General features: G+C 56.2%; 12 protein-coding genes. 10 read left to right on the plus strand and 2 right to left on the minus strand.

Features of this window, described 5'->3' with window-relative positions; translation table 11 throughout:
* The first annotated feature begins 13 nt into the window (after positions 1-13).
* Positions 14-529, plus strand: coding sequence for an adenine phosphoribosyltransferase (locus tag AC2TF6_RS07595; RefSeq protein ID WP_009671930.1), 516 nt, complete (start codon positions 14-16; stop codon positions 527-529).
* Between the two features lie 86 nt (positions 530-615).
* Here the strand turns inward: AC2TF6_RS07595 and uraA are convergent, their stop codons facing one another.
* Positions 616-1,872: a uracil permease gene (uraA, locus tag AC2TF6_RS07600; RefSeq protein ID WP_491310539.1), complete on the minus strand. Its 1,257-nt coding sequence runs from the start codon at positions 1,870-1,872 to the stop codon at positions 616-618.
* 236 nt (positions 1,873-2,108) lie between these two features.
* Here uraA and AC2TF6_RS07605 point away from each other — a divergent pair, with 236 nt between their 5' ends.
* The 4 genes from AC2TF6_RS07605 to AC2TF6_RS07620 all read left to right on the plus strand — a co-directional run bounded on the left by AC2TF6_RS07605 (position 2,109) and on the right by AC2TF6_RS07620 (position 7,471).
* Positions 2,109-4,295 (plus strand): RelA/SpoT family protein, encoded by a 2,187-nt coding sequence (locus tag AC2TF6_RS07605; RefSeq protein ID WP_491310540.1) that lies wholly within the window; start codon positions 2,109-2,111, stop codon positions 4,293-4,295.
* A gap of 27 nt (positions 4,296-4,322) precedes the next feature.
* A complete protein-coding gene (gene dtd / locus AC2TF6_RS07610; RefSeq protein WP_491310541.1) occupies positions 4,323-4,766 on the plus strand; it encodes a D-aminoacyl-tRNA deacylase in 444 nt (147 codons plus the stop codon).
* 135 nt (positions 4,767-4,901) lie between these two features.
* Positions 4,902-5,075, plus strand: a complete 174-nt coding sequence (locus tag AC2TF6_RS07615; protein WP_009674290.1) for a hypothetical protein — start codon at positions 4,902-4,904, stop codon at positions 5,073-5,075.
* 413 nt (positions 5,076-5,488) lie between these two features.
* Positions 5,489-7,471, plus strand: a complete 1,983-nt coding sequence (locus AC2TF6_RS07620) for an FAD-dependent oxidoreductase (protein ID WP_491310542.1) — start codon at positions 5,489-5,491, stop codon at positions 7,469-7,471.
* A 173-nt stretch (positions 7,472-7,644) separates the two neighbouring features.
* Here the strand turns inward: AC2TF6_RS07620 and AC2TF6_RS07625 are convergent, their stop codons facing one another.
* Positions 7,645-8,430 (minus strand): phosphodiester glycosidase family protein, encoded by a 786-nt coding sequence (locus AC2TF6_RS07625; RefSeq protein ID WP_491310543.1) that lies wholly within the window; start codon positions 8,428-8,430, stop codon positions 7,645-7,647.
* A gap of 237 nt (positions 8,431-8,667) precedes the next feature.
* Between AC2TF6_RS07625 and AC2TF6_RS07630 the strand changes: the two genes are divergently transcribed.
* The 5 genes from AC2TF6_RS07630 (at position 8,668) to AC2TF6_RS07650 (ending at position 14,842) form a co-directional block, all read left to right on the plus strand.
* Positions 8,668-8,973 (plus strand): winged helix-turn-helix transcriptional regulator, encoded by a 306-nt coding sequence (locus AC2TF6_RS07630; protein ID WP_009674280.1) that lies wholly within the window; start codon positions 8,668-8,670, stop codon positions 8,971-8,973.
* Between the two features lie 484 nt (positions 8,974-9,457).
* Positions 9,458-10,747: a histidine--tRNA ligase gene (hisS, locus tag AC2TF6_RS07635; protein WP_405082240.1), complete on the plus strand. Its 1,290-nt coding sequence runs from the start codon at positions 9,458-9,460 to the stop codon at positions 10,745-10,747.
* Positions 10,744-12,528, plus strand: a complete 1,785-nt coding sequence (gene aspS / locus AC2TF6_RS07640) for an aspartate--tRNA ligase (RefSeq protein WP_491310544.1) — start codon at positions 10,744-10,746, stop codon at positions 12,526-12,528. Before hisS ends, aspS begins: the two co-directional genes overlap by 4 nt.
* A gap of 202 nt (positions 12,529-12,730) precedes the next feature.
* On the plus strand, positions 12,731-13,486 hold the full coding sequence (locus tag AC2TF6_RS07645) for a tRNA threonylcarbamoyladenosine dehydratase (protein ID WP_009674276.1): 756 nt from the start codon (positions 12,731-12,733) through the stop codon (positions 13,484-13,486).
* A gap of 45 nt (positions 13,487-13,531) precedes the next feature.
* Positions 13,532-14,842 (plus strand): S-layer homology domain-containing protein, encoded by a 1,311-nt coding sequence (locus AC2TF6_RS07650; RefSeq protein WP_491310545.1) that lies wholly within the window; start codon positions 13,532-13,534, stop codon positions 14,840-14,842.
* Positions 14,843-14,938: the final 96 nt, after the last annotated feature.

A 14,938-nucleotide genomic window follows, 5' to 3' on the forward strand; every position in this document is an offset into this window, starting at 1 on the left:
TGGAGGAATCCCCATGAATTTCAAAGAGTATATCCGCGTCATCGAAGATTTCCCGCAGCCGGGCATCCGTTTTAAAGACATTACGACCCTGCTGCAAAATGGGGCTGTATACAAAGAAGCGATCGACGAGATCGCCCGTTTCGTTAAAGACAAAGAAATCGACCTGATCGCCGGTCCGGAAGCACGCGGGTTCGTCGTGGGCGCTCCTCTTGCCTATGCGCTCGGAGTAGGTTTCGTGCCGATCCGCAAGAGCGGCAAGCTGCCGGGCAAAACCATAGAAGCGGACTACTCCCTGGAGTACGGCAAAGACAAGCTGGCGGTGCATGACAATGCGATCAAACCGGGCCAGCGCGTGCTGATTGCCGACGATCTGCTTGCGACCGGCGGCACCATCAAAACCTGCGTCAATCTGATCGAACAACTGGGCGGAGAAGTCGCAGGTTCGGCATTCCTGATTGAGCTGACTTACTTGAACGGCCGCGAGCAGCTGCCTGCTGGCAAAGATGTCTTCACTTTGATCCAGTATTAAGGTTAAGTTCCGATACAAAAAAAGCCTGTTCTCCTTATTGGAGAGCAGGCTTTTTATAAAGGACTATTTTCTTTAACGCAGATGAACTAATCATTCGAAAGCTTCAACACCTCAACCAGTTTGAAGAAAAGGCTGAGCACGATAGCCGATACGGTCGCCAGCGCCATGCCTTTCAGCTCGAAGGAACCGATTTTGAGGGCCGCACCGCTGAGGCCGATAATAAGCACGATGGAAGTCAAAATCAGATTAGTCGCCTTGGAATAATCGACTTTGCTTTCGACCAGCATCCGGATACCCGATGCGCCGATAACTCCGAAGAGCAGGAGCGAAACGCCGCCCATCACCGGAGTGGGGATGGTCATAATCAATGCGGCAAGCTTTCCGGAGAAGGAGAGCACGATGGCAAAGCAGGCCGCGCCGCCGATGACCCAGGTGGAGTAAACACGTGTGAGGGCCAATACACCGATGTTTTCGCCATACGTCGTATTCGGTGTAGAACCTACGAAACCGGACAGGATAGTAGAGATCCCGTTGCCGAGCAGCGACCGGTCCAGACCGGGATCCTTGGACAAGTCCTTGCCGACGATATTGCCGGTTACGACGAGATGGCCGATATGCTCGGCGATCACGACAAGGGCCGCAGGCAGGATGAGCACGATGGAAGTCAGGTCGAACTGCGGCGTGTACACCTGGGGCAGAGCGAACCAGCTCGCTTCCCAAACTTTCGCGAAGTCGACGATTCCGATTTTGGCGGCTAAGATATATCCGATTACGATCGAGACGAGAATCGGAATGATTTTCATAAAGCCGCGGAACAGGACGTTGCCCAGCAAGGCGATCAGCAGGGTAACGATGGAGACGAGCAGCGCTTTGCTGTCAAGGGGAGCGCCGTCCTTCGGTAGAAACCCGGCCATGCCTGCGGCTGTCGGTGCCAGCTCAAGCCCGATAACGGCGACGATGGCGCCCATGGCGGCCGGCGGGAAGACGACGTCGATCCATTTCGTCCCGACTAGCTTGACCAGGAGGGCGACAAGAACGAAGACGATCCCGACGATAATGAAGCCGCCCAGCGCGGAATTGTAGCTCTTGGTGGCGAGCACGCCGAGCACCGGCGAAATGAAAGCGAAGCTGGAGCCCAGATAAGCCGGAATTTTTCCTTTACACAGAAAGATGTAGAGCAGGGTCCCGATCCCGTTCATCAGCAGCACGATGGCCGGGTTTACTTGAAACAGCGCGGGAACGAGAACAGTGGAGCCGAACATGGCGAACAAATGCTGCAGGCTCAGCGGAATGGTTTTGCCCAGGGATGGCCGTTCCTCAACCCCGATGGTACGGTTACTCATGTCCGAACATTTCCTCCTTTATCGCGTTTAAGCGATGATAGCTAGAGTTCCATCGACAAGTTTAGCAGATTTTCGGGATTCGTCTATAGCTTTTTTCGGACCGGACGGAGAATTTGCGGAAAAAGGTCGTGATTTCCCGAATTTTCTTGTTTTGAGCGGGCTTGACAGTTGACGCAAGGCGCACAATTTAGGCATAATGAATAGAAATATCCATGTTTCGTAGAAAGGGTTTATTCATGGGAATAGAGCAGTTGCTGGAAAAGGCGGCACAGTATTTTAAAGAGACAGAACTCAACCGAATCAAAGAGGCGTACGAGTTCGCGGAACAAGCCCATCACGGGCAGGTGCGCAAATCCGGAGAGCCTTATATTTTACATCCTCTGGCCGTTGCCGACATTCTGGTCGACATGCAAATGGACGTGACGTCCATAATTGCGGCTCTGCTTCATGATGTCGTGGAAGACACTACGGTTTCGCTCGAGGCCGTCCAAGATAAATTCGGCAGAACCTGCGCCATGCTGGTAGACGGTTTGACCAAGCTGGAGCGGATCAAGTTTAAAACCAAAGAAGAGCAGCAGAACGAGAACTACCGCAAAATGTTCGTGGCCATGGCGCAGGATATCCGCGTCATTCTTATTAAACTGGCCGACCGGCTGCATAATATGCGGACCCTCAAGTACCAGTCCGAAGAGAGCCAGCGGCGGATCGCCGACGAGACGCTCGAAATCTTCTGTCCGATCGCCCACCGGCTCGGTATTTCCGCCATCAAATGGGAAATGGAAGATATCGCGCTCCGTTATCTGAATCCCCAGCAGTATTACCGGATCGTCAATCTTATGCAGAAGAAGCGGACGGAACGGGAGAAGTATATCGAGGACGTCATCCGGAATATCCAGGACAAGCTCCGTGAAATGGGAATCGAAGGCGATATTTCCGGCAGGCCCAAGCACATTTATTCCATTCACAAAAAAATGTCTTCGCGCAACAAGCAGTTTAACGAGATCTACGATCTGATGGCCCTGCGCGTCATCGTTGACAATATTAAGGATTGCTACGCCGCGCTCGGAATTATCCACACGCTGTGGAAGCCGATGCCGGGGCGTTTTAAAGACTATATCGCCATGCCGAAGCCGAACATGTACCAGTCGCTCCATACGACGGTAATCGGCCCGAAGGGCGAGCCGCTCGAAGTCCAGATCCGGACTTGGGAGATGCACCAGACCGCCGAATACGGAATCGCGGCCCACTGGGCCTACAAAGAAGGAAACGGCTCCCCCGAGGGAACGTTCAGCGACAAAATGCAGTGGTTCCGTGAAATTCTCGAGCTGCAGAAAGAAACAGACAACGCGTCGGAATTTATGGAATCCATGAAGATGGATTTCTTTACCGATCTTGTTTTTGTGTTTACTCCCAAAGGGGAGGTCATCGAGCTTCCGGCGGGCGCGGTCCCGCTTGATTTTGCGTACCGCATTCATACCGAAGTCGGCAACCGCACCATCGGAGCCAAAATCAACGGCCGGATCGTACCGCTGGACCACAAGCTCAAAACGGGCGATATCGTCGAAATTTTGACGTCGAAGCATTCCTACGGACCAAGTCAGGATTGGGTGAAAATCGCTCAGTCCTCCCACGCGCGCAGCAAAATCAAGCAGTGGTTCAAGAAAGAGAAGCGCGAGGAGAACGTGGCCAAAGGCCGCGAAGCCATCGAACGCGAGCTGAGACGGCTGGCTTTCGATCCACAGGCGCTTATGACCGACGAGAAGCTGATGGAAGCGGCGAAGAAATTCGCTTTTAACGATATCGAGGATATGATGTCGGCTATCGGTTTCGGGGGGATCACCGCAGCACAGATCTGTACGAAGCTTACGGAGAAGCTCCGCAAAGAGAAGGAAGCGGAAGAAGCCCAGGCGCTGGAATTGACCAACGAGGTCAAGGAAGTCAAGGCGGCTCCCGCCGAGAAGAAAAGCAGACCGGTCAGCGGCGTAAGGGTAAAAGGAGTGGATAACCTCCTGATCCGCTTCGCGAGATGCTGCAACCCGGTGCCGGGCGACGACATTATCGGCTACATCACGCGCGGCCGCGGGGTGTCGGTTCACCGGACGGACTGTACGAACATTCCGGGAGAGAACACGGAGGAAGGCAACCGCGTCATCGAGGTCGAGTGGGCGGATTCCGTGGAATCGAATTTCCACGTGGAAATCGAAATCACGGGGCATGACCGCCGCGGTTTGCTGAACGAAGTGCTTCAGGTCGTTTCGGAAAGCAAAACGATGATTTCCGCGGTTTCCGGCCGTTCCGACAAGAACAAAATGGCCATGATTCACATGACCATCCTGATCCGCAACATCGAGCACCTACATGCCGTTGTGGAGAAGATCAAGCGGGTGGAGGACGTATATTCCGTTCAGCGGATTATGCAGTAAGCACGTTCGGCAGGGAGAGTGGAAGTAATGAAAGTCGTGGTACAGCGTAGCAAGGAAGCGCAGGTTACGGTAAACGGGGAAATCGTCGGCCGCATCGACAGGGGCTTGATGCTTCTGGTAGGCGTGAGCCATGAAGATACGGAAGAGGACGCCAAATATTTGGCGGACAAGATAGCGGGCTTGCGCATTTTCGAGGATGAACAGGAGAAGATGAACTTTTCCGTGAAAGATATCGGCGGCAGCGTGCTTTCCGTTTCGCAGTTTACCCTGTACGGGGACTGCCGGAAAGGCAGAAGGCCGAATTTTATGGGGGCGGCCCGGCCCGAGCAGGCAGAGGCTTTGTACGATAAGTTCAACGGCCTTCTCCGCGAACAGGGCCTTCATGTGGAAACGGGGGCGTTCGGACAAATGATGGATGTCGCCTTCACCAATTGGGGACCCGTCACGCTTATTCTCGAAAGCAAAGCTTAATCCGGCGGGGGCAGGGCTGGCATAATGCGGCAGCTCGTTGGACAGGCTAAAAGTCGAAGCCGCCGGCCGGAGGGCCGTCTCGTTGGAGAAGAACTTCCTCCGGCGCGCCATTAGACAGAGGAGCTTTCCTACACCATGCGCCGATCCCTTAAAGAAAAGCAAATGACCCAGCCCGAGAGCCAGCTCGCTCATTCCGCTTACTCCGAAAGAATACGAGCCGGAGCCGAGCAGTCCGGGATGGAAGCGAGCGGGGAAATCGCTCCCGTGCAAGGAAGATTCAAACGGACGGCCAGAATGCCGCCCCGTTAACGAGACCGGCCTCCCAGCGGAAGGCCGGTTTTCATTTTGCGCAGAGAAGGCAGACGCAAGAGCGGGCCAGCTTTAAACCTTTGTCCCCCTTGCAAAATATGTTACACTAGTCATGGTCATTTTTAGGAGGAAATGAAGCTATTTGCCGTTTGACGGAGACCGATCGGCTTCATTCCCGTATAAGAAGAAGTGGTGCTTGAGCTTCCCGCGGTTCCGGGCGTTCCAATAAGTTCACGACCCTACAAAACTTCCAAGGCGGATAACGGGTTCAACTCCCCTACTCTCCGCTGTCCCGGCCGTAATCGCCTTTGTGCGTCAAACCGGAAGGCGCCGGATCAATCCGGTACGCCTCGGTGTATGCCGGGACGCAAGCAGTAACGAAAGCAGTTGGAATACAATGAGGAAGGTGCCCCATGACAAAGAGTAAGAGCAACCATTCGAAGCATGCCGCATCAAAATCCTGGATCGTCTGGATGTGCCTGCTGATCGTGCTGACCGTAATCGCAGCCGCAGCCGCACTTTACTGGCAGTACCGCCATCACAACAAACCGAAGCCGATCGCTCAGCATACGCTGTCCGAAGTGAAATCGGTGGCCAACCTGGAGAAGCAGTATGATGTGATCGTCGTCGGAACGGACCCCGAGGGGGTAACGGCAGCGGTTTCCGCCGCCCGCAACGGGCAGAAGACCCTGCTGGTGGACGGGCACGACCGGGAAATTCTCGGCGGCCTGATGACACTCGGCTGGCTGAACAGCATCGACATGAACTATGTGCCGAATCCGTCCGTGCTCAATCCGCACGACGTGCTTAACAAAGGCCTTTTTTCCGAATGGTACAGTAAAATCGAAGGCGACTCCTTCAGCATCAACACGGCGGCGAACGCATTCTACGACATGGTGCGCGGCGAAAAGAATATCGATCTTATGCTTAAACTTAAATCCATCGAGCCGCTCTTGTCCAATCAGGGACAGCAAACCCGCGTAGAAGGCATCACCCTTACAAAAGAAGACGGAACGAAGCAGGAAATCCGCGCGAATGCCGTGATCGATGCGACGCAGGACGGCGATATCGCCGCCGCGGCCGGCGTTCCTTTTACGTATGGCCTGGAAGACCTGGGCAACAAAAACGCCAAAATGGCGGTCACGCTTGTATTCAAGCTGAAAAATGTGACGCCTGAAGTCTGGTCCCAGATCAGCAAGCATTTGAAAACGGACGACGATCCGATGTCCGATGCCAACGAAGTCAGCGCCTGGGGCTACAAAGAGCTTTACAACTACCCGGCGCTTAACCCGGAACGCGTGAAGATGCGCGGTCTGAATATCGGCCGCCAAGACGGCGACATGGTGCTGATCAACGCTTTGCAGATTTTCAATATCGACGGTCTGGACGCGAAGTCGCGTGCCGAGGCGTTTGAAATCGCGAAGAAAGAAATTCCGAATGTGGTCGCTTTCCTGAAAAAGAACTATCCCGAATTCGCGGGTGTCGAACTGGCGGGAACGGCTCCGGAGCTGTACGTCAGGGAGACGCGCCATATTCAAGGGGAATACCGCCTGAATATTATCGACCTGCTCGAAAACCGCGACCAGTGGGACCGGATCGCGTTCGGCTCGTATCCGGTCGATATTCAGCGTCTGGCTCCGACGGACACGGGTATGGTCGTCACGCAGCCGGAGCAGTACGCGATTCCTTTCCGGAGCATCGTACCGAAGAAGGTGGACGGGCTGCTCGTCATCGGACGGGCGGCTTCCTACGACACACTTCCGCACGGCAGCGCCCGGGTCATCCCGGTCGGCATGGCCGAGGGTCAAGCCGCAGGCGCCGCAGCCAAACTCGCCAAAGATGCGGGGCTGAGCTTCCGTGAGCTTGCCGCTTCGAAGGAGAGCATTGCGAAGCTTCAGGACATGCTGAACAAACAGGGCGTGGATCTTAAGCCTTTCAGCATGAAGCCGCAGCCGTTTATGACCCACAAGCAGTATGAAGGTCTCAAAGCAGCCGTGTCCATGTCTCTCGTAGGCGGCGGCTACAAGAACGAGTTTGAGCTGGACAAAGTGTCAAACCCGCAGCGCATGGTGAACTATATCACCCGGATGAAGAAAATCATCCCGTCGGCTTACGGCGGCGACCCGAGCGGTTCGCTGAAAGGAATCGACGAGGAAGCCCGCAAGAAGTCCGCGCTGACACTCGATCAGGCTGCCTATACGATGACGCAGGGACTGGGCATCGCGGTTTCGAAGGATGCCGCTCTAGCCGAGCTTTCCAAGCGCGGAATCGTGCAGGAGTCGTCGCTCGCGACAATCAAGGACAAGCAGAACCTGACAAACGGCGATACCTTTATGCTGATCATGGATTTGCATAAATACGCCGAAAGCAAAGGCGCAAAACCTGCGGCGTCATAAGGTTGTACGAGATTGTAACGAAATTGTAACTTGATTTTCATCTGGGATTAATGTTCGCGCCCTATACTAAATATCGACCCCCTTTACGATATAGATATCCATGGACAGTCTGCAGCTTTGTGCTGCAGGCTATTTTCTTTTTACGGCCGGATTTCCCGGAGAAACGGATCTTGTCAATGCAGGGCAATCATCTGATAGATTTGCCTCTTGTCGCCCGGCAGGGAAGCCTGCGCCACCTTGAGCTGGGAGGAGCCGTTTCCGTCCAGGAATACGCCGTCTACGAGTCCGCTTCTGCCCAGCGATCCCGCGATTGCGGTGCGAAACTGCTCGCCGGTACACGGCGTCGGCGTTACGACGAGCCAGACGGCGTTGCTTTTGTCGTACACGATGCCGGTCCGCATGCGGGCTTCGTTCAGAGCCGGCATGTTCTCCTCCTTGGCGAGCTTACGCCAGTCGGCTTCGTTTTGCAGGCTCATGGAGATCCCGCCTTGGGCCCAGTAGCGGCTGCGGTCCGCAACCTTCAACTCGGCCGCGTCGGACGCCTGCTGGACCGTAAACTGCCGGGCGGAACCGTCCCAGACGAGGGTTCCCCGCTTATGGCCGGTATTGAACCAGCCCGATCCGTATTCGCCCTGCGCCCCCTTGACCGGCTGGTCGTTCATAACGGCGATGCTGAGCAGGTTGCCCTGCCAGAAAAAGCCGCCGTTGATCCCGAACTCCGACAGCTCCGTGATGTTGCCTTTTACGGCTTTGAGCGCGATCCGTTCGGGCTTGGTTTTCGCTACATGCAGCTCGACCCCGTTGGGCGCCGTTATTTGCGCATAGGCGTAAGCAGGAGGGGGCGGGCCTTTTTCTCCGGACTGATGGGCGAAGAGCAGGGTGACGGCAAAGCTGGCGGCCGCAACGACGCCGTAAATCGCTAGCAGCTTGTCTATTCGGGTGAAAAACCGGGGAAGCATAGCCAACCTCCTATCTGTTCGTCTCTATGATTCTGAACTCTATGATCCTATTCTATGAGGGAGGCGCTAGAGTAGAACCCGCATTTTTCAAATGTCCGAAAAAGGTTTAAAGAACTGACAGCCCGGCGGCGAATGCGCAGATGAAGGCATAAACCGGGCCGTCGGCGGGATATTAGCTTAATAGACTTACTTTTGACAAGTCACTATGGTAAGATGTAACTAAGGAGATGATGTCGCATGGCAGATTTTCATTTGTGTCCCAAATTCGAGAATGCGTTTGAACTGCTTGGAAAACGTTGGACAGGGTTGATCATCCGGGTCCTTTTGAGCGGTCCCAAGCGTTTTAAAGATATATCCGATATGATTCCGAGCATGAGCGACAGAATGCTGTCCGAACGCTTCAAAGAGCTGGAGGCGGCGGGCATTCTGATCCGGCACGTTTACCCGGAGACGCCTGTACGGATCGAATACGAACTGACCGAGAAAGGCAAGGGCCTCGAACCGGTTATGGACGAGCTGCAAAAATGGGCGGAAACTTGGTAAGGGAAAAGCTTGACTTTGCCGGAAGAGCCGTTTACAATCATCTCTAATACAACCCTGAAAAACTTTGATCCGCTGAAGGGATGAAGTCGTTCGACTCCACGTACTCAGAGAGGGAAGCCCTGGCTGCAAGCTTCCTTATGATGGCCGAGCGTAAGACCTCCCGGAGGACAATCGGTGAACAGAGGGCTGCCGGTGCTTGTTCTTTGCAACATGCCGTGCAGACCGCGTCTCATTAGCCGATTTGCGTAGACGGGCGTTAACCGTATGAAGCGAAAATCAGCCGGGCCGGACTTTCCGCGCCGCAGGCCGCCGATTTTCGGAATGTGGGTGGCACCACGGGTGATGGTTAGTTACTGACGTCTCTCGTCCCTTTGACCGTTTTTGCGGTTTTAGGGATGGGGGACTTTTTTAATGGCAAAAAAGAACCAGCCGTAGACGTCAAGACGACGGGGAAGTCGACAAGAGAAGCAAGGAGGAAGCTCGCATGAGCATGCAAAAGCCGAAGGGCACCCAGGACATTATGCCGGGTTCCGTAGAAAAGTGGCAGGCGCTGGAAAGCAAAGCCCGCGACCTGTGCAGCCGGTTCCGTTACCGGGAAATCCGTACGCCGATTTTCGAACATACCGAACTGTTCTCCAGAGGTGTCGGGGAGACGACGGATATCGTAGAGAAAGAAATGTACACGTTCCAGGACAAAGGAAACCGCAGCATTTCGCTCCGTCCGGAAGGAACGGCCGGCGTCGTACGCGCATATGTGGAAAACAAACTGTACGGCGAGCCGGATATCAGCAAGCTGTTTTATATCGGACCCATGTTCCGGTATGAGCAGCCTCAGGCCGGACGCTACCGGCAGTTTCACCAGTTCGGGATCGAAGCGTTCGGCTCGGAGGATCCTTCGCTGGATGCCGAAGTCATCGCGTTCGGTTACACGTTTTACCGCGAACTGGGGATGACGGGCGTGTCCGTCGAGATTAACTCGGTCGGAACACCCGAGATCCGGGGGAATTACAAACAGAGACTGCAGGCGTTCCTGGAGCCTTTCAAGGATAAGCTCTGCAAGGACTGCCAGTCGCGGTTCGACCGTAACCCGATGCGGATTCTGGACTGCAAAGTCGACCAGAAGTATTTCGACGGGGCACCCGAACTGCTGGACGATCTGGACGAAGCGTGCCGGACGCACTTCGAAGCGGTGAAACGCCATCTGACCGCGATGGAGATTCCGTTTACGATCAATCCCCGCCTCGTGCGCGGGCTCGATTATTACACGCACACCGCTTTCGAATATAAAGCGGCGGGCATCGGCTCCATCGATACGATCGGCGGCGGGGGCCGGTATAACGGCCTCGTCTCCGAGATCGGCGGTCAAGATCAGCCCGGCGTCGGCTTCGGACTCGGCCTCGAGCGCGTTCTGCTCGTCCTGGAATCCCAGGGCGTGCAGCTTCCTCAGCCTCCCGGGCTGGACGTGTACCTGATCGGACTCGGTCAGGCGGCCGAGGACGAGATCGTGAAGCGGCTCTATGAGCTGCGTGCGCACGGCATTCTGGCGGAGAAGGATTACCAGGGCCGCAAAATGAAAACGCAGATGAAATCGGCTGACCGCTCTGCGGCGCGTTTTGTCGCCATTCTGGGGGACGACGAGCTGGAACGCGGTGAAATTACGGTCAAAACGATGGCCACCGGCGAGCAGGAAACGATCAAGCTGGAGGATTTTGCGGAAGCGATTTTGAAACGGACAAGATCCGGAAACGAAAATGGAGGGGTTCAGTCATTATGATGCTCAAAACACATCATTGCGGGCAATTAACGAAAGCGAACATCGGAGAAACGGTTATTCTGAACGGTTGGGTACAGCGCCGTCGCGACCTGGGAGGCGTCTTGTTCATCGACCTGCGCGACCGCAGCGGTCTTGTGCAGATCGTCTTCAACCCGGACTTCTCGGGAGAAGCGCTGGCAATCGGCGACCGCGCCCGTAACGAATACGTACTGGCCGTAAAAGGGACCGTCGTCGAACGCGACGCCGAAACGGTAAACACCAACCTGCAGACCGGTGAAATCGAAGTCCGGATCACGGAAATCGAAATTATGAACGCCGCTAAAAATCCCCCGTTCTTCATCGAAGACGGCATCGAAATCGACGAGACGCTGCGCCTGAAGCATCGCTACCTGGATCTTCGCCGTCCGGAAATGCAGCAGACTCTGATGCTGCGTGCCAAAGCGGCCCGGATTTTCCGCAACTTCCTCGACGAGAACGGGTTCCTCGATATCGAGACGCCGATTCTTACGGGCAGCACACCGGAAGGCGCGCGCGACTATCTCGTGCCGAGCCGTGTGCACCCGGGCGAGTTCTTCGCGCTGCCGCAGTCTCCGCAGTTGTACAAGCAGCTGCTCATGGTGAGCGGACTGGAGCGGTACTACCAGATCGCGCGCTGTTTCCGCGACGAGGATCTGCGGGCCGACCGTCAGCCGGAGTTCACGCAGGTGGACATCGAGACGTCCTTCCTGTCCCAGGATCAGCTTCTGGACATGATGGAGCAGCTGATCGTGCGTCTGTTCCGCGAAACGGTCGGAGCCGAGATTCCGACACCGTTCCAACGTTTGACTTACGCGGAAGCGATGGACAAATACGGCTCCGACAAGCCGGACCTTCGCTTCGGTCTGGAGCTGTCCACGGTGACCGATATCGTGGCGGACAGCGACGTAAAAGTGTTTAACATGGTCGCCAAAAACGGCGGCATCGTCAAAGCCTTGAACGCCAAGGGCTGCGGCGCGACTTGGAGCCGCAAAGAACTTGACGATCTCCAGCCGTTTGCATCCCGCTACGGCGGCAAGGGTCTCGCCTGGATCACCGTGAAGGAAGGCGAGTGGAAAGGGCCGATCGTCAAATTCTTCAAGGAAGAAGAGATCGCTGCGCTGACCGAGCGTCTGAACGTGGAAGAGGGCGACCTGCTCGTCTTCTCCGCCGACAAACCGAAAGTCGTATACGACGTATTGGGCAACCTTCGTCTGAAAGTCGGCCGTGATCTGGGTCTGATCGACGACAAAACCTACAAATTCCTGTGGGTCGTCGACTTCCCGATGTTCGAGTACGACGAAGAAGAGAAACGTTATGTCGCCATGCATCACCCGTTCACCCGTCCGAAGGACGAAGATCTGCATCTCTTCGAAACGGACCCGGGCCAAATGCGCGCCCAGGCCTACGATATCGTGCTCAACGGCTACGAAGTAGGCGGCGGTTCCATGCGGATTTACCAGCGCGAGGTGCAGGAAAAAATGTTCGCAGCGCTCGGATTCACGCCTGAAAAAGCCAAAGAAAAATTCGGCTTCCTGCTCGAAGCTTTCGAATACGGCACGCCTCCGCACGGCGGAATGGCATACGGCTTCGACCGTCTGGTGATGCTGCTTGCGGGACGCACGAACCTGCGTGAAACGATCGCCTTCCCGAAAACGGCAAGCGCGTCCGATCCGCTTACCGATGCGCCGAGCGAAGTCGACGAGAAGCAGCTTGAACAGCTTTCCATCCGCATCGCGTTGAAACAACCGGCAGCCAAAGCTTAAGTTCGGCAGCCTGCACGCTCCCCGGCCGTGTAAATTTTACAGGCCGCAGGGTAAAATAGACGAAACAGGGAGGGACCTTCGGGTCCCTTTTTTTCGAGTCGCAGAGATAAAACCAAGCGCACGACTTGACATTAGTCACCGAATCAGGTCAAACTTAGCGTAAACCTATCATATTGTTAGCTCACAGAGGAGGAAATTCCGAATGCTTCATCAATTCTCCCGGACGGAACTTGCCATTGGACCCGAAGGCCTTGAGGTTATGAAAGGCAGCACAGTAGCCGTTCTCGGTATCGGCGGAGTCGGTTCCATAGCGGCCGAAGCCCTGGCCCGGACCGGAGTCGGACGAATTATACTGATCGATAAAGATGTGGTGGATATTACGAATGTGAACCGTCAGATTCATGCCCTTACGACGACGGTAGGACAACCTAAAGCCGAGCTTATGCAGGAGCGGATCAAGCTCATCAATCCCGAATGCGACGCCATCGCGCTGCGGATGTTCTACACGGAGGAAACGTACGAGCAGCTGTTTGACTACAAGCCGGACTATGTTCTGGACGCTTCGGATACCATCTCCTATAAGATTCATCTCATCAAGCAGTGCCTGGATCGTAAAATCCCGATGATCTCCAGCATGGGCGCGGCGAATAAAATGGACCCGACCAAGTTCCAGGTCGCGGACATTTCCAAAACGACGATGGACCCCATTGCCCGGGTCGTCCGGACGAAGCTCCGCAAGGAGGGCATCAAAAAAGGCGTGAAGGTGGTTTTCTCGACGGAAGAGCCGAAGAAACCGCGCGAAGATGTCACTCAGCGCATCGTTCCGGAGAACGCGCCCGAAATCCGCAAAGCGCAGCAGCCTCCGGCGAGCAACGCTTTTGTGCCGCCGGTCGCGGGTCTGATCATGGTCAGCGTATGCGTCAAAGATTTGCTGCACAACGCCGGTATTGACGTTTAACTACCCTTGCGAAGTCACAATAGCACCTAGAGAGGCAGGAAAGGTATGGCTTGGAAAAAGGTTCTCCTCACTTTATCCGCGGCTGCCGTGCTAACTTCGGTAGCCGGACTGGCCTTCGCGGCGGAGCACCGGGAGGCGGAACGGACCGGCGGGAGCCGGGCTGAAGCGCCGCAGGAGGGACAGGCAGCGGGGGCGGAAGCCGGCCCGGCCGCAGGCCGCCTCTTCGCCGATGTGGCCCCGGATAACCGTAACGCGGACGCGATTGCGGATCTGGCTGCGCGGGGCCTCATCGAAGGAACGGCATCCGGACGGTTCGATCCGGACGGAGCGCTGACCCGCGAGCAGTTTGCCAAGCTGCTCGCATCCGCCTTCGGACTCGGAACGTCCGAAGGGCCGACCCCCTTCGTCGACCTCGTGTCCGCGTGGTCGACGCCGTATATTTCGGCTGCCTATGCGGCAGGCCTCGTTGACGGCGTAACGGCCGTCAAGTTCATGCCCGCGCAGCCGGTAACCCGCCAGGCCGCCGCCGCGATGGTATGGCGCTGGCTGGAGGCCCGAGGCGTCGAAGCCCCGGCGGCTGCACCCGGCCCGAGCGCGGGCGATGCCGATGCTTGGGCACAGGCGTCCGTGCACAACATCATGGCGCTGGGGCTGCGCAGCGATTCGGGCGCGAGCTACGAACCGAAGCGCGTCATGACCCGCGGCGATGCGGCTGCGCTTGTTTCGCGGGCGCTGGCACTCCTGGAGGCGACGGCCGGGGAGCGCGCGGCTAAAGCGGCGCAGCCCCTGACGGCGGACAAGGCGGCAAGCCTGATCAGGTTTAGCGAGCAGAAGACGGCGGAGCTGTTTCTGAGCCTCTTCGACCATGAACTGGCTTCCCGTACGAAGCCGCCATTTGAAGCGATCCAGCCCGCCCTGAGCCGTTATTATGCGGACCCGGGAAGCTGGAGAACTTTCTATGAGCGTAATCTGGGCGGGATCTACGAAGCCGTGGCCATTTTTCCGGCTGTATCGATGCCCGTGCCTTCGTTTAAAATCGTCAGCGCGACGGACGACAGGGTCAAAGTCCGGGGCAAGAGGCCGGAAGGGGCCTACACGGATTCGGCCTTTCTGACGTATACGCTGCTCAAACGAAACGGGAACTGGGTCATCGGCGGCCGCGAGGAAGAGAAGCTTACGGAGCCGTTCACCCGCGAAGAGGCGGAGGGAATTGTGGCCCGGTATTACAAAGCGGGCTCCGGTCTATTCGAGCGGGAGGAGCGCGACCGCTACCTGTTTACCGTGACGGACAAAGGGGAGAAGCTGCGGTTATCCGTCAGCAAGGCCAAGGGAATTCTGGCGCTGGAAGAAGACTGAAGGATTCTCCGTCAGCCTCTCTTCTCCTAAATAAACCTGTTAAACACGTTCGATGTTTTGAAGCGATTAGCCTTCATTCCGCTTTCCCGGCGGGAT

The organism is Paenibacillus sp. JNUCC 35 (assembly GCF_058269095.1).